Source organism: Olsenella sp. kh2p3, from assembly GCA_900119625.1.
Taxonomy (GTDB): Bacteria; Actinomycetota; Coriobacteriia; order Coriobacteriales; family Atopobiaceae; genus Tractidigestivibacter.
Map to the genome: position 1 here is coordinate 445,685 of FPKD01000001.1, position 18,892 is coordinate 464,576.

The following is an 18,892-nucleotide window of genomic DNA, read 5'->3' on the forward strand; positions in this document are numbered from 1 at the left end:
GCCGTATGAACGCCCGGCCCCCAAATGCCAGTCAGAGGTCAGATGGAACTAGGCGTTCTCGACCTTGTAGTTCTGAGCCCAGCCGTCGACGAATGCGGTCTTGAAGGTATCCCAGTTGGCGTCGGACTGATCCGCCGTGTAGGCGTTGAGCGCGGACACCAGGCCCTTGCGGTACTGGTCAACGTTGGGCTGGTAGTTGGTAGCCCAGTCCATGGTGTAGTTGCCAGCCTTGGAGAGCTCCTCGGCCTTGTTGAGGTAGCCGTTGTCGCCCTTGGCAGCGTCGGTGTAGGGAAGGACGCCAAGCTGAGCGACCATTTCCTTGGAGGCCTCGGGGTCGGTGACGAGCCAGAGCCAGAAGTCCATGGTGGCCTTCTTGTCCTCATCGGAGGCAGCGTCGTTGATGGCGAGGCGGTTCTCGGTACCGCTGTTGAGACCGGCCTTCTCCTCGCCGGACACGCCGCAGTAGTACGGAATCATCGTGGTGTTCTTCTGGGCAGCCGCGATGGTGGCGTAGTCCCAGGAGCCAGTGAAGAAGAATGCGGCCTTGCCGGAGGTGAACTCGGTCGCAGGATCGTGACCGCCGGTAGAGAGGGTCGTGGGGTCCTCGGCGGAGTTGTTGATGGCCAGGTCGAAGATCTTCTTGTAGTTGGGGAGGTAGGTGCCCTTGATGGTGGCGGGAGTGGCGTCCCAGCCGCCGTCGTCCTTCTCCTCGTAGTAGTACTCGAGGTTGGCAAGGTGGCCGGTCACGCGCCAAGACGAGGAATCGTCGAGGTCGGTTGCGGCGAAGGCGTCGAAGCCCAGCGTGGCGGCATTCTTGTGGATGTCCTCGACGACGGTCTTCAGGGAGTCGAAGTCCTTGATGTCGTCGACGCTGTGGCCGGCCTTCTCGACCAGGTCGGCGTTCACGACGATGCCGTAGGTCTCGTAGCAGAGGCCGGCGCAGACCAGACGGCCGTCGGAGTCCTTGTAGGTGTAGTCGGTGGTGGAGAGGGCCTTCTCGATGTCGGTGCCGGAGAGGTCCATGGCGTTGGAGCCCCACTCCTTGACGCCGGCGGTGGTGCCGATGTTGAAGAGCGTGGGGGCGTCGGTCTTGTCCATCTCGGAGGTCAGGGTCTGCTCATAGGTGCCGGACGCGGCGGTCTGGACCTTGACCTTGACGTTGGGGTACTTCTCCATGTAGCTCTTGGCGAGCTTCTGGGCAGTCTCGTCAAGCTCGGGCTTGAAGTTGAGCCAGTAGACGTTCCCGGAGCGGTCGTCGCTGTTGGAGCTGCTGGTGCTAGAAGAGCTGGAGCTGTCGGAGCTGGAGCTGCCACCGCAGCCAGCGAGGCCAAGGACCGCCGCCGACGCCGCACCGAGCGTGATAAACTGCTTCCTCGAAATGTTCCCCATCGTGATCCTCCCGTTGCTTCCTGTCTGAACGACGCCTTCCGTCGTCCTTGCCCTATCACGGAGCCGCTACGCGGGCTTTCCCGGGTAATGCCCCGTCTCTTGGTTACGACAATAACCTTGCGCGTCTCTTGTTCAAACAAGTATCGACTGAGCGGTACCTTATTCGTGGTGAACGGTAGGCACGAGTAATGCTCGTTTTACTGTTTACGCAGGTACATAGGCTGTGCTTTCTTAACGGTCACCGGTTACTCGTCCAAACGGCTTTCAGGAGTTCTAGGATATCTGGTACCACACATGTTCCGCACCTGTCGTCCCTTCAAGGTCCGACGGTCCGCAAGCTAGGAGAGACCACATGCCTAAGGCGATCTTTGAGGGCATCTACCGCGACCTCAAGGGAAAGATCCAGGAAGGAACCTACTCCTACCAGGAGCTTCTTCCCTCCGAGGGAGAACTCACGGCGGAGTACGGATGCTCGCGCAACACCCTCAGGCGCGCGGTCTCCATGCTGGCTGACGATGCCTACGTGCAGCCGATGCACGGCCGGGGGGTGCGGGTCATCTGGCAGCGAGAGGCACACAGCGCCCAGGGCTCGCTCGAGGGCGTCGAGTCCTTTGGCGAGTATGCACGGAGAAACGGCCTGGTTCCCGGCACACACGTCAAGTCGTTTGAACGCGTTACCTGCGGCGCCGGGCTCGCGCGTCGTACGGGCTTCGCCGAGGGCGTCGAGCTGGTGCGCGTGGTGCGCGTGCGCACGCTGGACGACGTCGCACGCCAAGTCGATCACGACTATTTCCTGGCCTCCGCGGTTCCTGGCCTCACTGCCGAGCAGGCGGAGAAGTCCGTCTACAGCTATCTCGAGAATGACCTAGGGATGCGCATCCTCACGAGCCGTCGCCGCATCACGGTGCAGCTTGCGACCGACGAGGACTGCAGCTACATGGACCTTGGCCCCTACAACTGCGTGGCGGTGGTCGAGAGCCAGTCCTACAACTCCGACGGGGTGATGTTCGAGTACACGCAGGTGCGGCACCACCCGGAGCTCTTCTGCTTCACCACTGTGTCGAGAAGGTAGCTGCCACAAGAGTAGTCGCTGCGAGGCGCGACGATTACGTTGCAGGTCGATACACATTCGTCGCCCGAACGCGTATCGACCAGCGCGGGTCACAGCTTCGGACCCAATTGTGTAGCAGGAGGGGTGCCGGTGCGCAAACGTCGCGACCCTTTTTCGGAGAATAGCTCCATTTCTTAAAACTGTTGATCGCGACCTGCGCAAACGCGGAGACGTTTTAAGAAAAGGAGCTATTCTCCGCTGCTAGCGCACTGTGCCATGGCCGCGTTCGGGCGACCCCAGCGCCAACACGGCCCCTACAGCCATCCCGTAAGCAGCGCGGCAACGGCAGCAACGCCCAAGACGAGAAGCGCGCCGTCCACCACACCCCCAACCTTGCACAACCCCAGCGACTGGCCCTTTGAAACGGGCCAAAAGAGACGCTCAGGCATCTTGTTGAGCAGGTCAATCACAAGATGCGAGAAGTACCCAACCGTCAGAGCCAGCGCGAGCTCCGGAACTGCCAGGTACGCGCCGCCAAAGAAGAGTGCCGTAGCCACGAGCGAATGCGAGAAGCCCCTGTGACCCGACGCGCGCCCGCAGGCGAGAATCGCCACAATCACCGCGACGCCCGCAACCTGATACACCCCCGCTGCTCGCACAAACGCAACGGCGCGCGCCCAAAGATCGGACCCAACAAGCGCATCGGCGCCAAACGATGAGGCAACCACGGCAACAAGAAGCCACCACGCCCTTCTCAGCTGGCGAGAGGCCTCACTGGTTGAGACGTCGGTATCGGGGAGCAGGCCGCCCGCCGCCCCTGCGGCAAGGCAGGCAAACGTCGACGCATCGCCAGTAATCACCGGCACCCCACCCGTCAGCGCAAGCGGAATGTATTTCGCCGCCGCAAGCGCGGCAGCCGCTCCAACGGCAATGTGCGTCTTTCCCGTCATTGCGTCACCCGCCCCAACAGGCCTAGATGAGCCCCAGCTTAGAGAGGGCAGTTGCCACACCGTCGTTCCCAACGGTGCCAGTCACGAATGCAGCCGCAGCCTTCACGTCCGGCGATGCGTTACCCATGGCAACCGGAACATCAACCTGTTCAAACAGGCTGAGGTCGTTCTCGGAGTCGCCAAAGCCATACGTGGTTCCCGTATCCCCCAGGTAGTCGAGAATGACCCTCACTGCACCGCTCTTGCAGTTCTCGCGCAGACCAACCTCGCTGTTACCCAGCTCCAGCTCCATAATCGAGACGTCCACCACGCCGGCAAGCCGCTCCACCACAAGCCTTGCCGCGGGTGTAGGCAGCACAACCTTGTGGGCCCGACCGCCCGGGATGCACTCGAGGGCCTCGGATACGCTCTCGGGTGAGGGTCGGTGCGTGCCAGCCGTACCTCCGCACACGTCAATGGAGCCGCATGCAGACTCGAGCATCGCGCCCGCGCCCGTCTCGGCAAGCACCTCATCCACACACGACAGCACCTCGGGAGGCAGAGCAACGTCACGAAGAACCGTATCGCCCACCTTAACGTAAGCGCCGGCGAGGCAGGCCATGCCCGAGAAGGGCAGCGAAGCCATCTTGGGGTGAATGTCGAGCGGCGAGCGCCCCGTGCAGATGAACGCGCGGTTGCCGGCTTTCACAAAGCGCCTGATGGCATCTGCCACGGCAGGACTGGGGACCGGCGAGAGCTTTCGCTCCTCGTCTGCCATCTGTTCCCGGGCAACTGGGTCGGTCCAGCCCAAGGTCCCATCGATGTCGAAAAACGCCGTCACACGCTCGCCCAAGAAAGCCTTGCCTCTCACCACACGCGGCGCGGTACGGACGGCCTCAACAGCGACACCGCATCTTCGCCGAAACAACTTTTTTCCATGCCATTCAACCACTTGTTCAAACTTCCAACAAGAGGAAGTTGCTAATGAGTCATGTCAACTATATAAATTGACGCGACCTAATGTCAGCAATGCAGTCTCACTCATCACGCCCCAAGACCTTCTCGACACGCTCTGCCACCTGCGTCACGTTGAGGCCCACGATCACCTGCACCGCACGGCCAGTGCACACGGCGCCACGCGCTCCGGCAGCCACAAATGCACCGCTTGCCGCCACCTTACCCGGATCGCGCACATCCACACGCAGACGCGTGGCACAGCTGGTGATGCCCTCGATGTTCTCGACACCGCCAAGGAGCTCCACCAGTCGTATGGCATAAGCGTCCTCCTGGCTGGCGTCGGCCTTCTCGCCCTCTACCCCAAGGCGCTTGCCATCTTGCGCGCGCGGCATGCCATGGGCGTCGCGGTACTCGTCCTGGGTGCGCAGCCGCACATCCTCCTCGTCCGCCCGTCCCGGCGTCTTGAAGTCAAAGCGCAGGATGAGGAAACGAAACACCAGAAAGTAGATGACCGTGAAACACAGACCTATTGCCAGCGCCACAAGGTAGGTCTGACCATGCGTTGCCGAGAGGGGCACAAAGTCGAGCGAGGACATCTCGATGAGACCACCCGAGAAGACACCCACCACGCCAAATGCGTTCATGATCATAGAAAGGCAGGCGGCAAGTGCTGCATGCACCACAAAGAGCTGCGGAGCCACAAAGAGGAAGGTGTACTCGATGGGCTCGGTCACACCGCAGAGGACCGAGGTAAGCGTCACGGGCACGAGAAGTGCCAGCAGTCGCTTGCGACGCTCGGGTTTGGCGGTGGCGTAGAATGCAGCGGCAATGCCGGGGATGCCAAAGAGCTTTGACCAGCCCGTAGCCGTAAGGGAGGCCCATGGCGCAAGCTCCGCAAGCGGACGCGTGGACGCGGCAAGATCTGGCAGCGCATTTGCCCAGGCAGCGTAGATGCCGCCCTGCACAATTACGTTGTCGTAGTAGAAGGGCGCATAGAGCAGGTGGTGAAGGCCAAATGGAATGAGCACGCGCTCGAGAAACACAAAGATCCCTACGCCCGCGGAACCGGCATCAAGAATGAGCTGCTGAAAGACGTGCATGCCCACCTGGACCTTGGGCCATACCAGCACCACCACGCCCGCAAGCGGAAGCATCACGAGAAAAGAGACCATGTACACAAAGGTCGAGCCGGAGAAGACCCCCAACCACTCCGGCAGGCGCGTATCGAAGAAGCGGTTGTGGAGCGCGATGACCACGCCGGAGACGAGAAGTGCGCCGGCGATGCCCATGTCCAGCGTGCGGATTCCGGCAATGGTTGCGATGCCCTCCGCAGTCCCGGCGCTGGCCAAGAAGTCCACGCCAAGCTCGGGCGCCCAGGCAGAGAGCATCGAGCTCACAAAGTAGTTGAACGTGAGATACGAGACAAACGCCTCCAGGCAGCAACGGCCGGCCTGTTTCTTGGCCAGGCCGATGGGAAGTGCCACGGCAAAGAGCAGCGGCAGCTGGTTGAAGACCGTCCAACCTCCGTCGAGAATCACGGTCCAGAACTTGGTCCAAGTGGTATCCGCAGCTGCGATGGGCCCCATGATGGACTCTGTGGTGAAGAGCGTCCCCAGCCCCACCACAACCCCCGCGAAGGCGAAGAGCATGGCGGGCGTGAAGAGCGCGCCACCAAACCGCTGGATTGCCTTCATCATGTTGTGATCCCCCTCTCGGCGCGGGGAACGCGCGGCACCTCGCACTCCCGCACTCTGATACACTAGCCGAGAAGCCCGCTTTTTGGGGGCACACTCACTGGGGTATCGTCCAACGGTTAGGACACGGGTTTTTGGTGCCTGGAATGTGGGTTCGAATCCTACTACCCCAGCCATTTTTCTTCTCGCATTTGCCTTCACCTGGTACAAAAGCTGGGATGCATTGAATTCTCCGCGAACGGTAGAGTGACGCCCCTCGCCTTGGGATACCCATGAAACGCGCGTGTAATGTGGCGGCAGGCGCTTTGGCTGCGCTATCATCGTTGCGGCACGAACAGCCTGAATAGCCGGGATAGGTCCCAGACGGAAGGACGGCAGTCGATGTACGAAGACCTGAGCAAGCCCACCACCTACCAGAAGGAAATCAAGCTTTACTCCGGTACCAGCAACCCCAAGCTCGCCCAGGACATCGCAGACATCCTCCACCTCAAGCTTCAGGGTCTGAAGATCGAGAAGTTCGCCAACGGCGAGATTTACGCCCGTTTCGAGGAGTCCGTCCGTGGTGACGAGGTCTTCTTCATCCAGACCATCGCCGGCAAGAACGTGAACGACCTCATCATGGAGACCCTCATCGTGGCCGACGCCGCCACCCGCGCAAGCGCGGAGAGCTTCACCGCAGTCATTCCCCACTACGGCTACGCTCGCCAGGACCGCAAGGCGTCCAGCCGCGAGCCCATCACCGCCCGCCTGGTGGCCAACCTCCTCGAGGCCGCCGGCGTTGACCGCGTGATTACGCTCGACCTGCACTCCGGCCAGATCCAGGGCTTCTTTGACATCCCCGTGACGCACCTCACTGCCCTCTACAACTTTGGCGACTACTTCAAGACCAAGGACTTCGACTGGGATAACACCGTGGTTGTCTCGCCTGACATGGGCCGCGCCAAGGTGGCAAAGAAGCTCTCAGACTACCTGGGCTGCGAGGTCGCAATCGCCCACAAGAGCCGCCCCAAGCACAACGCGGCCGAGGTCATGGGCGTCATCGGCAACATCGTGGGCAAGACCTGCATCATCAACGACGACATGATCGACACGGGCGGCACTCTCGTGGGCTCCATCAATAAGCTCAAGGAGATGGGCGCGGGTGACATCTACGTCTCGGCCACCCACGGCATCTTCTCCGGCCAGGCCATCGAGCGCCTGCAGAACGCGCCCATCGTCGAGTGCGTCGTTACCGACGCCATCCCCTGCGAGGTCGCCAACAAGCCCGGCTCCAAGATCAAGCAGATCAGCGTTGCCGAGCCGCTGGCAACCTGCATCTACAACGTCTACACCAACAACTCGGTCTCCCAGGGTGCCGCAGGCCACTCCGAGGTCTAGGCGTGTCTGACAAGAATAAAACGCACGAGAGAATCATCGACGCCGCGGAGGAGACCCCCCGCGGCGTCGCGCTTGTGCACGCATCTCTCGTGCTGCTGCTCTGGGCACTCCTGGCGGGCATCGTGGTGGGCGCGGGCTGCCTTGCCACGCTTAGGGTGGTCGACCTGCTCCAGGAGGTTGTCTGGGAGGGCCTTGCCAGGGCGCTCCCGCAGCCGCTCTCTGCGGTGGCGCCAGTGCTTCTCTGCACCCTGGGCGGCGTCCTTGTGGGCCTGGTCACAAGCCGCGCGGGCTTCTCGCTTGACACCCTGGGCGTTGTGGTTGGCAGCTGCCGCAGCAAGGGTGGCTACCGGGTGAAGAGCTGGCCCTGGGCCCTGGTGCTGTTTGCGCTTCCCATCGCCTTTGGCGGCGCCGTTGGCCCCGAGGCGGGCGTCTCTGGGTTCACCGCCGCGCTGGGTACCATGGCTATGCACGGTATGCGTCGCTCGGGCGTGGCAGTGGTGCGCAACACCTCGCACCCGCTTGCGGCCGCTTGGATGGCGCTCTCCCCCGCCCAGAGCGACGAGGGCAGGCGCTATACCCGCGGGCCCCGCATCCTTCTCTGGTCAGCGGCTGCGGCGGGCTTTGTGCTCGGCGCGCTCGGCGTCTCTCGCCTCTTTGGGCCGGGGGCGGGCTTTCCGCGCTTCGACGGCATTGACTACCTGGGGCTTAACGCAAGCGCGCTGTGGGTTCTCCTTGCGCTTCCCCTCGGCTGGGTGCTGGCGCGTCTCTCCGCGCTCGCCGGCAGGGCAACAAAGCTTGCGTGCGACCGCATGGGCACCGTTTCCAAGGCCATTCTCTGCGGCGTTGTCCTGGGGCTTGTTGCCATGGCGCTGCCCGAGGTGCTCTTCTCAGGGCAGTCCGGCACGTGGGACCTTCTCAGCGGCTGGCAAGCCATGGGCGCCGGGATGCTGCTTGCCACCTGCGTGGCAAAGCTTGCCTTGACGCAGCTTTGCGAGGAGACCGGCTGGATTGGCGGAGAGTTCTTCCCCCTCATCTTCTGCGGGGTCGCCGCTGGCTACGCCGTCGCAATCATCACCAGGGGCGATCCCATGCTCGCGGTGGCGCTCTCTACGGGTGCCCTCGTGGGGGCTGCCACCAGAAAGTGGTTGCTCACCACCTGCGTGCTTGCCCTGTGCTTTCCGCCAGTGAGCCTACCCGTGGTGGCACTTGCGGCATTTCTCGGCGCAAGGGCAAACGCCAAGCACAACGGCTAGCGGCCGAGCATATCCCTGCGGCCCTCGGGCCCTGCACATCCCTGAGCTATCATTGACCACACATGAGGCCCCCTGGCACGCGCCAGGACGGCCCGCGAGTCTCATATCACCGCGAACACAGGAGGCAGCCATGCCCGTCACCGCGATTGTCCTAGCCGCCGGCGAGGGAACGCGCATGAAGTCCCACCACCCCAAGGTCATGCACAAGGTCCTCGACAAGCCGCTCGCATGGTGGGTTGTCGACGCCGCCCGCAAGGCCGGCGTCGATCGCATCGTGCTGGTGGTTGGCAACGGTGCCGATGAGGTCCGCTCGTACTTTGCGGACGAGAAGGACGTGGAGTTTGTCGAGCAGACCAAGCGCCTGGGCACCGGCCACGCCGTGCGCGTGGTGCGCGACGCCCTGGGCGGGTTTGCCGGACCCGTGGTGGTTCTCAACGGCGACCTGCCGCTCGTTCGCCCCGAGACCATTTCTTCCCTGGTAGACGCTACCCGCGCAGGCCACAACGCCTGCACGCTGCTTACCATGACGCCGCCGGACGTCTCTGGCTACGGCCGTGTGCTCATCGAGGACGGCAGCGTGCACGCCATCATCGAGGACAAGGACTGCACGCCCGAGCAGCGCGCCACGCTCCTCGAGTGCAACGCCGGCGCCTACTGCTTCTGCGGCGAGCGCCTCTCGACCAACATCGACAAGGTCACCAACGACAACGCCCAGGGCGAGTACTACCTCACCGACATGGTAGGCATCTACGTGGGCATGGGCGAGCCAGTCTCGGCCGTCCACTGCGACGACTACGAGGAGCTCCTGGGCGTCAACGACCGCGTCCAGCTGGCGCAGGTCACCAAGATCATGCAGCACCGCATCAACGAGGGCCTCATGCGCTCCGGCGTCTCGATGCTCGACCCCGATCAGGTGTGGGTTGGTCCCGAGGCCACCGTTGGAAAGGACACCGTCCTTCTCCCCCAGACCTTCCTCTGGGGCAAGACGTCTGTGGGCGAGGCGTGCACTGTTGGCCCCAACAGCCGTCTGGAGAACGCCACGGTGGGCAACGACTGCACCGTGGACGAGACCGTGATCGTCGACTCCGCCATCGACGACGACGTCAACTGCGGGCCCCGCGCCTACCTGCGCGGCCACACCCACCTGCTGCGCGGCGCAAAGGCCGGCACGCACGTGGAGCTCAAGAACTCCGTGGTTGGCGAGGGCTCCAAGGTGCCGCACCTCTCCTACATTGGCGACACGCAGATGGGCGCCGGCGTGAACATTGGCGGCGGATCCATCACCTGCAACTACGACGGCGTGCACAAGAGCCACACCACCATTGGCGACGGCGCTTTCATTGGCTCGGACACCATGATGGTGGCACCCGTCAACATCGGTGCCGGCGCCATTACGGGCGCGAGCTCCTGCATCACGCACGACGTGCCAGACGACGCCCTTGCCATCGAGCGCAGCCAGCAGAAGAACGTCGAGGGCTACGCCATCGCCCGTCGCGAGCGCCTGGGCATCAAGCCCCGGAAGTAGGGAGCCCATGGCCATCAACACGAAGAACGGGCTCATGCTCCAGGCCTTCTCCTGGTACCTGCCAGCAGACGGCCAGCACTGGCGGCGTCTCGCCAAGATGGCCCCGCGCTTCGCGGAGGAGGGCTTTACCTCGGTGTGGATGCCGCCTGCCTACAAGGGGCAGGCGGGCGCCGAGGATGTGGGCTATGGCGTCTACGATCTCTGGGACCTGGGCGAGTTCGACCAGAAGGGCTCCGTGCGCACCAAGTACGGCACGCGCCACGAGTATCTTGCGGCCATCCACGCCATCCAGGAGCAGGGCGTCAACGTGCTGGCAGACGTTGTTCTCAACCACCGCATGGGTGCCGACGGCACGCAGCTGGTGCTGGCACAGGAGTGCGACGCCCAGAACCGAACAAAGTCCATTGGCGAGCCGCGCGAGATTCGCGCCTACACGCGCTTTGAGTTTCCGGGGCGCGCAGGTAGGCTTGACCGCTACCAGTGGGGCATCACGGACTTCACCGGCGTCGACTACGACGAGCTCGAGGGCACAACCGGCGTCTACCGCTTTGTGGGCAAGGAGTGGTCTCGCGAGGTGAGCGACGAGCTGGGTAACTATGACTACCTCATGGGAGCCGACGTCGACCTGGATGACCCCCGCGTGCGCGCTCAGCTGGCCACGTGGGGCGCCTGGTACCTGGGGCTCACGGGCGTGGACGGCGTGCGGCTTGACGCCGTGAAGCACATGAGTCGCTCGTTCTACCTCGATTGGCTTGCCCGCATGCGCGAAAAGACCGGCAAGGAGCTCTTTGCCGTAGGCGAGTACTGGTCCCAGAACGTGGACGAGTTGCGGGGCTACCTGGGACGCGAGGGCGCCATGAGCCTCTTTGACGTGCCGCTCCACTTCAACTTCTACCACGCATCCACCGCCGGTGACGACATAGATCTCACCCACATCCTGGACGGGAGCCTGGTGAGCGTGGACCCCATCCACGCCGTGGCCTTTGTGGACAACCACGACACCCAGCCCGACCAGGCCCTCGAGTCCACAGTTGAGCCCTGGTTCAAGCCGCTTGCCTACGCGCTCATCCTGCTGCGCGAGGCAGGCTATCCCTGCGTCTTCATGGGCGACCTCTTTGGCCTCCCCAACGACCAGATTCCCGCCGTCCCCGAGCTTGAGCTGCTCATGGAGGTGCGTCGCCGCTTTGCCTATGGCGAGCAGCGCGACTGGTTTGACGAGAAGGACCTTGTCGGCTGGACGCGCGAGGGCACCGCGCGGCACGGGGTTTCTGGCGCGGCGGTGCTTCTCTCCACGCGCAGCGGCAACGCCACGAAGCGCATGTGCGTGGGGGCGGGGCACGCGGGCGAGACCTGGCGCTGCGTGCTGGGTGTCGATGGCACCGTCACGATTGACAACGAGGGCTGGGCGGAGTTTTCCACCGGCGGCGCGCGGCTTACGGTCTACCTGCCCGCGGCGACGGCAGACAAGCTGGACAGCATCCCTATCCTGGTAAGGCCGGAGGCATAGGCGCCTGACAGTTGGCTACCGCCTGGCAGTCGCTTGCCGGCGCTTCTCGGCGGTGGCGCACTTCTCGAACGGAGCAACGCATGAAGAGGATCCTCATGGTGGCCACGGGCGGCACCATTGCATCCATGCCCGAGGCAGACGGCACGGGCCTTGCTCCCGCACTTACGGGCGAGGAGCTGGCTGGCTATGTTCCGCAGGCGCGTGGCATGTGTGACTTGGACATTGTTCAGCCCATGAACATCGACTCGACCAACATGCGCCCCAGCGACTGGAAGCGCATTGCCGCCACAATCATGGACGCCTACGACGACTACGACGGCTTTGTGGTGCTCCACGGCACGGACACCATGGCATACACGGCGGCTGCCCTCTCCTATCTCATCCAGGGCAGTCCCAAGCCCATCGTGCTCACGGGCTCGCAGCAGCCCATGGCGAACCCCTTCACCGACGCCAAGCTCAACCTGTACCAGTCGCTGCTCTACGCCACCGACGACGACTCGCATGACGTGTCCATCGTGTTTGGCGGCTCGGTCATTGTGGGAACGCGCGCCCACAAGCAGCGCACCATGAGCTTCAATGCGTTTACCAGCGTAAACTACCCGCTGCCGGCCATCATCCGCAGCGACCGCATCATCCGCGAGGGTCGAGAGGGAATGACCATCACCGGGGCGGGCGCGTCGGTGGTGCGGCCGAATCGGCGGCCGCGCGTCTACGAGCGCCTGGATGAGCACGTGGTTGTGGTACGTCTCACCCCGGGCCTGGGGCCGGGGATCCTCGACGCGCTGGGGCCCGACTATGACGCCGTGATTCTCGAGACCTTTGGCATCGGCGGCATCCCAGAGTGCAAGGGTGCCCACTTTGAGCAGGCGATCTTTGACTGGATTGACTGCGGCAAGACTATCGTGCTCACCACGCAGGTCTCAGAGGAGGGCCTTGACCTGGGCGTCTATGAGGTGGGGAGCGCCTATGTCAACGAGCCCGCAATCCTTCGCGGTGACGACATGACCACGGAGGCCCTGGTGGCAAAGACCATGTGGGCGCTCGGACAGACGCGCGAACCGGCCGAGGTGGCAAAGCTCTTCTATCGGCCCGTGAACCACGACCGCGCCGTGCGGTAAGAGACGGCGCTGGGAGGCACGTCCCGCCCTCAATGGCATACGCAGGTCTCACCCCGACGCCAACGGCAACAGTCGCCGGAGAGGCATTATTGTTACGTTTTGCATCACCTGGGCCCCTCCGGAGACAAAAAGTCGCCGGAGGGCTTGTTTTGGCGCAATCGGCAACAATAGCAGCCTTCCGGCGATGCCGCACCTACCCGCGCGACTCCTCGCGCTTCGTGAGCGCCAGCGTGACGCCCACCAGCGCCGCTGCCACCACGGCGAGCACGGCCCCCACCAGGCCAACCGCGCGGATCCCCGGGCCAGAGACCACGACACCTCCCACAAAGGTGCCAAAGGCAATGCCCACGTTAAACGAGAGCGGTTCGAGCGAGCTGGCCAGCGTGAGCGCCTTGGGGTAGCGCCTGCGCGCCACGTCCATGAAGTGGGACACGCTGGGAATCGACGCCACGTACATGACCAGTCCCAGAAGCATCACCAGAACCAGAGAGCCCGGCATCGACGAGCCCGCCACGTACAGCCCTGCGAGAATTGCCGCCTGGGCGAGAAAGTCCGCAACCAGCGCCTTGATGCCAAAGCGCATGTCGACCCAGCCGCTCAGCAGGTTCGAGCCAAACGTGATGACTCCGTACAGCACAAGCGCCCCGCTCACGGCCACGGCATCCATCCCCAGCACCTGCTCCATGTACGGCGTCACGTAGCCGTAGAACGTGTACACCGAGCCAATGCCAAACACAAACACAAGCATGCCCGCGATGATGCTTGGCTCGCCAAAGAGGCGCGCCTGCTCACGCGCGGTTGCGGGCTCGTCGGTCTGGCCACTTCTCGGCATGCAAGCGGCGAGAAGGGCGCTAGCCACAAGCGAGAGAACGAGGGTCCCGTACATGGCAACATGCCATCCGACCGTACTCGCAAGGATCTTACTAACGCTCGTCGCCACGATAAGCGCAACTGAATAGCTGGCGTACACCAGCGTGAGGGCACCGGACGACCTCTTGGCACCCACCAGCTCTGGGATGAAGGTCACGCCAACCGCCAGCAGCGCGCCGGAGATCGACCCCAGCAGCACCCGCGCCGCAAGCAGCATGGCAAAGTTTGGCGCGAACGCCGAGAGCACGTTGCCAATGCAAAAAATGACCAAGTAGGCAAGCATCATGGTGTAGCGTCGAAAACGCCCCGTCGCAAGCGCAAGCACCGGCGTCATCACCGCGTATGGCAGGGCAAAGAGGCTGATGAGCTGGCCGGCCGTGGCAAGCGAGACGCCCATCTCCTCCGCAAGGTTCGACTCGATGCCAATCACAATGAACTCCGAGCAGCCCAGCACAAAGCCCAGGAGCACGAGAAGGGCCACGCACAGACGCGCGCGGCCCGGCGTAACGCCAGTCACAGTCTCTTCCACGAAACCCCCTCAGAAGACGGCAGCAGCCGAGAAGCCTAGCACGCACGTTGCACCGGTCGGCCAACTTTCCCCGAACTGCACGCACGTCTCGCAAAATGCGAGGCACGGAGCCTCGGTGGCCCCGCGCCTCGCTCGCCTGCTTATCGCATATGCATCTAACGTACCAACGCTACTTGACGGTAACGTCCGTCTCCATAATGAACCCGAGGTAGCTTGCCTTATAGAAGGAACTCACGTCATTTGGCACATCGTACCAGCCCCACTGGTCATCCTTGTTCTTGAGAAGCGCCAGGCAATTCTCGGTGCCACCGTCGTTGTTGGGCTCACCGCTTGCCCACGAGCTCCACGAGAAGTCATCGCCGTCGACCCACTGCCACGAGTCTCCGTCACGGTAGCCCCCAAGCCAGCACACGCGGACGTCGCTGCTGCCAATGGTATCCAACACCTGCTGGTATTCGTCGTCATTGTGAATGACTGCAAGGTAGCCACCATTGCTCTCGCAGTATTGCTTGGCTTCCTCCCATGTCACGGCCTGCTGGACAAGCTCGAAGTGATGCTCGATTCGTGGCTCAGCACCCTGGGAGACGACCAGATCGACAGAGGTTCCCGGATCGGCATCAGAGCCAGCGGAGACGCCCTGAGAGATCACAGACCCCTCCTCGACACTAGAGCTGTACTCCTTTGTGACCTCCCCAAGCTTCAGCCCCAGGTCCTGCAGCTTGTGTGTTGCCTCGTCGTAGGAAAGCCCACTCAGGTCGGGCACGGTCACAGAGCCAGCCTCCTGCGCAGCGTCATCGCTCTTCTCGGACGCCGCATCGGCGGTGCTCGCGGTGGAAGGCTGTGCATCACTGCCGGTGGTTGAGAATGGCCCCAGCTTAAGCTGGTACATAGCGAACGCGCCACCCGCACAGACAGCAACGATGGCAACGATCACAACCGCAACAACCCAGCCGTGAGACTTCTTGCCACCCCCCGCCTTGGCTTCTCCCTCGGGCGGCTGCGCGTAGGGGGCACTGTATTGCTGGGATGTGCCGTACGGGGACGCGCTGTCCTGCGGCGCACCGTACTGGGGAGCAGACGAGGGAGCCGCGCCACCGAACCCCTGCTGAGGCGGCATCTGCAAGCGTTGGGTCTCCGCAGCTGTGGAATCCGCGGCAGCATTGGGGCTCACGCTCTCCGCGGCCCCTGCCACGGGCTTGGATCCCGAACGCCTGACCGGAGCGCCGCAGTTGGTGCAGAAGGCAGCATTGTCATCTATCTGGGCCCCGCAGTTCGTACAAAACATGGCACAATCCTCTCTGCCTCCAAGGCGGCTATTCGCTCGTTCCAGAAGCGCTCGACGTTGCAACAACGGCATCCGAGGGAGAAAGCACACTTCCGTCCTCGCTCATCCGCCCAAGCTTCACTCGCAGTATGCGGGCAACGGACTCATTGATGCGGTCCTCTGTAATCTCGCCGCTGTTGACCGCGTCGAAAACGCCCTGATAAGCGGCCTGCAAATCCGCCGGCATCAGCACCATGTCGGCACCGGCCTCAATCGCGCGCACGGCAACCTGGTCGCTCGAGACCACATCGGTCACGGCACCCATGCCCATGGAGTCGGTAATCACAATGCCCTCGTAGCCAAGCTGCTCGCGCAGCACGCCCGTGATAATGGTGGGACTGATGCTCGCGGGGTCATCGTTGCCCGTCACCTGCGGGCACGAGAGGTGCCCCACCATAATGAACGGCACTCCCGCCGAGATGGCGCTCTGGAAGGGGACCAGCTCTTCAGCAGACATCTCGTCCAGCGTCTTTTGAGAGTAGATGCTCGAGCTGTGCGAATCTCCCTCGGCGCCCCCTATCCCCGGAAAGTGCTTTGCGCAGCATAGAATCTGCCCGTCCAGGAATCCCTTCACCTGGGACTCCACCATCGGCGCCACCACATCAGACGTTGAGCCAAACGAGCGCCTTTCCATAGTGGTGCTGCTGGTGTTCGCAATGTCTGCGTCGGGCGCAAAGTCCACGTTGAAGCCAAGGTCGGTGAGGTAGCCGGCTATATGATTGGCTACGTTGTACGCGTTCGAGGTGTCACCCGTGGCGCCCACGTCACGCATGTCGCCCACGTTTGCGATGTCAAAGCCGCTGTTGCCGCCAACGCGAGAAACCGTACCGCCTTCCTCGTCCACGCAAAGGAATAGCGGCAGACCCTCGACTTCCTGCGCGTACGACTGGGTGTTCTGGAGCATCGCACGGGTTTGCTCGGAATCCTGCAGGTTCGCCGCAAAGTACACGACGCCTCCCACGGGCATTTGCTCCAAGGCAGACTTGGTGGCATCGCCTGCCTGGACCACCTGTCCAACGCCCGTAAGCGACTCGGGCCGCACCACAAAGAGCTGCGCAACCTTCTGCTCGAGCGTCATCTGGCCGAGCTTCTCCTGGACCCGTCCCTCCAGCTGCTCCTGGGGCGAGAGCACCGGGGCATCGCTCGTCACAGCCTCCCCGCCGTTGTCTGCACTCTCCGCTTGCTGAGAAGCGGCATCTGACGTGTTGCTCAGCTGATGCGCAGCGATGAGCCCACCGGCCACCGCACCAGCCGCTACGACGGCGGCAGTGAGTGCACGTCGCCGTGTTACGTTGCGCTTCTTGCTGCTATTGGTTGCATAATGCTTGGCCACGATAGGTCCATCCCTGCTCGAGTGACGTACTAATTCGCATATGTATTCTGTGGCTCTCCGTCGAGGCTATAGGTATCCGCAGAGTAAACGGCACCCCCTCCGTTGCCACCACCAAGGACGACAAGGTGATCTCCGCTCGAGCAGATTGCATAGGGCAAAGTTTGGCCCAAGTCGAGACTGGCCGTTGTCTTGTTTCCGTCAGATCCGTATATCCCAAGCAGCGGTACGGAACTCTCGCCAGTGGAGTAGATGATGGTGTAGACAGTGTCATCCACGACGTTAAAGAATCTCGAGAATACCTCGCCATCGTTCGCCTGGGCGAGGGTCGAGACGTTCGAGCCATCCAAGTCCATTGACATTATTTCCCCCGGGGATCCTCCATCTAGATGATCCCTCGTGCACATGTAGATTTTTCCGTCTTGAACAAAAAGGCTCATGACCTCGACATTCAGGTACAAGGCTATCTCCGTTTCGTCGGAACCGTCGAGCTTGATTGAAACGATGTCTGACGAATACGCACTGTCGATATCGGAGCCGAAGTCATCGAGGGAGTTAGCGGCATAGTACAGCCGACCATCATCCATAAAAATGGGGATGTCCTGCGTGCCATCGACGGTAAATTCCGAAAGTTTCTGCTGGTTGGAGCCGTCTTCGTCCATGGACCACAGTTCAAAGGTCTGCTCGGGGTCGTCTCCTCCCCAACCCACGTAGTAGCCAAGGACAAAGTAGAGCTTCTGCCCGTACAGGTAGAGCTGCCTGATGGCATAGGTGCCATCCAGGTCATAAATCCAGTCCAGCCCATCGCCGTCAGGCAGGTGATAGAGCTGCTGGGGGTTCGAGCCATCGGTCCCTACCGACCAAATTGACGCCCCCATCCTGCCACCGCTCGTCTGCATCACAAAGTAGAGGGTGTCTCCGCTGAGGTTGAGGCCGTAGCAGTATGAGGTAGTCTCAGAGCCTGTCTCATCTGCAAAAACCTGTTCGGGAGAGGAACCGTCGTTCTTTGCGCGATAGATTCCCCCCAGGGACTTTGAGTAGAAATAGTCATAGGTTCCATCGCTTGCTGCCAGGGCATTGTTAGCGTAGTTGGACGGCATGTTGCCGACGAGGGAGGCAAGCGCCTCGTCGCGCTTGGCAGTCGCGACCTGGGAGAGGCTTTGTGCCTTCCCGTTGTCGTTGGGGTCCTGCGATGCCGCGGCAACGGCGGCGGCGATCTGCTCATCCGTCACCCTCGCCGGGTCGGCGGGAGTCAGCGTGATGATGGCGTCGGAGCCGTCCGCACTCCCGTCACTTTGGCCGGATCCGCCTGCGTTCACGCTGTTCTGTATGACCTCGGGAACCGCGGCGACCGCTTCAATGGGATTGTATGAGGGCACCGAAATCGTGACGGGATCCTCGGGCACCTCATAGATAGACCCATCCGCCAGTATGGGCGAGGCCTCGACCGTGGCCTCGTAGGAGCCGGGTGAGAGGGAGAGCCCGCCGCCGTCTGCGTCGACATACCCGGTCTTGTCGACTGACTTGCCGTCAGAGTCGGCACCCGTAACGTGCAGCGGGATGCGTGTGGCGTCGTTGCTGTAGTTGGGTGCCTCAACCTTTATCGAGACCTGGCGCTCTGCGTGATTGCCGTACCACCAGAGGCCAACGCCTCCCGCAACCACCACGGCAGCGCAGATGCCCGCAACCAGCACCCCACGGTGCTTTTTCTTGGGCTTAGGCGGCTGGGGAACAGGCTGAGAAGCACTACCCGCGGGTGGCACGACGGGCTGGCGCATGGCTGTAGACGGCGATGCAGCAGGCATCGGCGTAGTAGCAGCTGGCGAGGCGGCGGGAGGCGGCGCGGCCTGCCCTACGTCCACCCTCTTGCCGCAGGAGGAGCAGAACGTCGCGCCCTCCCTGAGCGGCGCCCCGCACCACGGGCAATGGCGCACGGCATGTTTGATTGGCGATCCGCACTCCGGGCAAAACGCCGAATCATCGGGTATCTGCGCCCTGCACTTCGGACAAAACATGATGCTTCTCTCTTCTCGATTGCC

At 62.7% G+C, this 18,892-nt stretch carries 14 protein-coding genes, 1 tRNA gene and 1 pseudogene; 7 read left to right on the forward strand and 9 right to left on the reverse strand.

Features of this window, described 5'->3' with window-relative positions; translation table 11 throughout:
* Positions 1-48: 48 nt before the first annotated feature.
* On the reverse strand, positions 49-1,389 hold the full coding sequence (locus BT122_RS01965; RefSeq protein ID WP_072354380.1) for an ABC transporter substrate-binding protein: 1,341 nt from the start codon (positions 1,387-1,389) through the stop codon (positions 49-51).
* A gap of 352 nt (positions 1,390-1,741) precedes the next feature.
* On the opposite strand from BT122_RS01965, the gene BT122_RS01970 reads away from it, so the two are divergent.
* A complete protein-coding gene (locus BT122_RS01970; protein ID WP_072354381.1) occupies positions 1,742-2,461 on the forward strand; it encodes a GntR family transcriptional regulator in 720 nt (239 codons plus the stop codon).
* Positions 2,462-2,754: 293 nt separating this feature from the next.
* Here BT122_RS01970 and BT122_RS01975 read toward each other — a convergent pair whose 3' ends face one another.
* From BT122_RS01975 to BT122_RS01985, 3 genes are all read right to left on the reverse strand, one after another.
* The gene (locus BT122_RS01975; protein ID WP_072354382.1) at positions 2,755-3,390 is read right to left on the reverse strand and encodes a metal-dependent hydrolase; all 636 of its coding nucleotides are present in this window, start codon (positions 3,388-3,390) and stop codon (positions 2,755-2,757) included.
* Between the two features lie 22 nt (positions 3,391-3,412).
* A complete protein-coding gene (locus tag BT122_RS01980; RefSeq protein WP_072354383.1) occupies positions 3,413-4,222 on the reverse strand; it encodes an HAD hydrolase family protein in 810 nt (269 codons plus the stop codon).
* A 184-nt stretch (positions 4,223-4,406) separates the two neighbouring features.
* Positions 4,407-6,023: an alpha-glucoside-specific PTS transporter subunit IIBC gene (locus BT122_RS01985; RefSeq protein ID WP_072354384.1), complete on the reverse strand. Its 1,617-nt coding sequence runs from the start codon at positions 6,021-6,023 to the stop codon at positions 4,407-4,409.
* A gap of 98 nt (positions 6,024-6,121) precedes the next feature.
* Here BT122_RS01985 and BT122_RS01990 point away from each other — a divergent pair.
* From BT122_RS01990 to BT122_RS02015, 6 genes are all read left to right on the forward strand, one after another.
* Positions 6,122-6,196, forward strand: a tRNA-Gln gene (locus tag BT122_RS01990).
* A gap of 205 nt (positions 6,197-6,401) precedes the next feature.
* On the forward strand, positions 6,402-7,397 hold the full coding sequence (locus tag BT122_RS01995) for a ribose-phosphate diphosphokinase (protein ID WP_072354385.1): 996 nt from the start codon (positions 6,402-6,404) through the stop codon (positions 7,395-7,397).
* Between the two features lie 2 nt (positions 7,398-7,399).
* Complete coding sequence (locus tag BT122_RS02000) at positions 7,400-8,650, forward strand: chloride channel protein (protein ID WP_072354386.1); 1,251 nt, start codon at positions 7,400-7,402, stop codon at positions 8,648-8,650.
* Positions 8,651-8,780: 130 nt separating this feature from the next.
* Positions 8,781-10,175, forward strand: coding sequence for a bifunctional UDP-N-acetylglucosamine diphosphorylase/glucosamine-1-phosphate N-acetyltransferase GlmU (gene glmU, locus BT122_RS02005; RefSeq protein ID WP_072354387.1), 1,395 nt, complete (start codon positions 8,781-8,783; stop codon positions 10,173-10,175).
* Positions 10,176-10,182: 7 nt separating this feature from the next.
* Positions 10,183-11,682 carry an alpha-amylase gene (locus tag BT122_RS02010; protein ID WP_072354388.1) on the forward strand — a complete coding sequence of 500 codons (1,500 nt, stop codon included), beginning with the start codon at positions 10,183-10,185 and terminating at the stop codon, positions 11,680-11,682.
* 80 nt (positions 11,683-11,762) lie between these two features.
* Entirely contained in the window at positions 11,763-12,800 is a 1,038-nt protein-coding gene (locus tag BT122_RS02015) for an asparaginase (protein ID WP_072354389.1), read from the forward strand.
* 193 nt (positions 12,801-12,993) lie between these two features.
* On the opposite strand, the gene BT122_RS02020 is transcribed toward BT122_RS02015, so the two are convergent.
* The 5 genes and pseudogenes from BT122_RS02020 to BT122_RS11220 form a co-directional block, all read right to left on the reverse strand.
* Positions 12,994-14,199, reverse strand: a complete 1,206-nt coding sequence (locus BT122_RS02020) for an MFS transporter (protein ID WP_072354390.1) — start codon at positions 14,197-14,199, stop codon at positions 12,994-12,996.
* Between the two features lie 169 nt (positions 14,200-14,368).
* Entirely contained in the window at positions 14,369-15,484 is a 1,116-nt protein-coding gene (locus tag BT122_RS02025; RefSeq protein ID WP_072354391.1) for a PASTA domain-containing protein, read from the reverse strand.
* A gap of 28 nt (positions 15,485-15,512) precedes the next feature.
* Positions 15,513-16,856 (reverse strand): glycoside hydrolase family 3 protein, encoded by a 1,344-nt coding sequence (locus BT122_RS02030; protein ID WP_083432256.1) that lies wholly within the window; start codon positions 16,854-16,856, stop codon positions 15,513-15,515.
* A 29-nt stretch (positions 16,857-16,885) separates the two neighbouring features.
* Complete coding sequence (locus tag BT122_RS02035) at positions 16,886-18,547, reverse strand: DUF5050 domain-containing protein (protein WP_286130280.1); 1,662 nt, start codon at positions 18,545-18,547, stop codon at positions 16,886-16,888.
* A 174-nt stretch (positions 18,548-18,721) separates the two neighbouring features.
* Positions 18,722-18,868: pseudogene (locus BT122_RS11220) on the reverse strand (zinc-ribbon domain-containing protein); the annotation flags it as partial.
* Between the last annotated feature and the right edge of the window lie 24 nt (positions 18,869-18,892).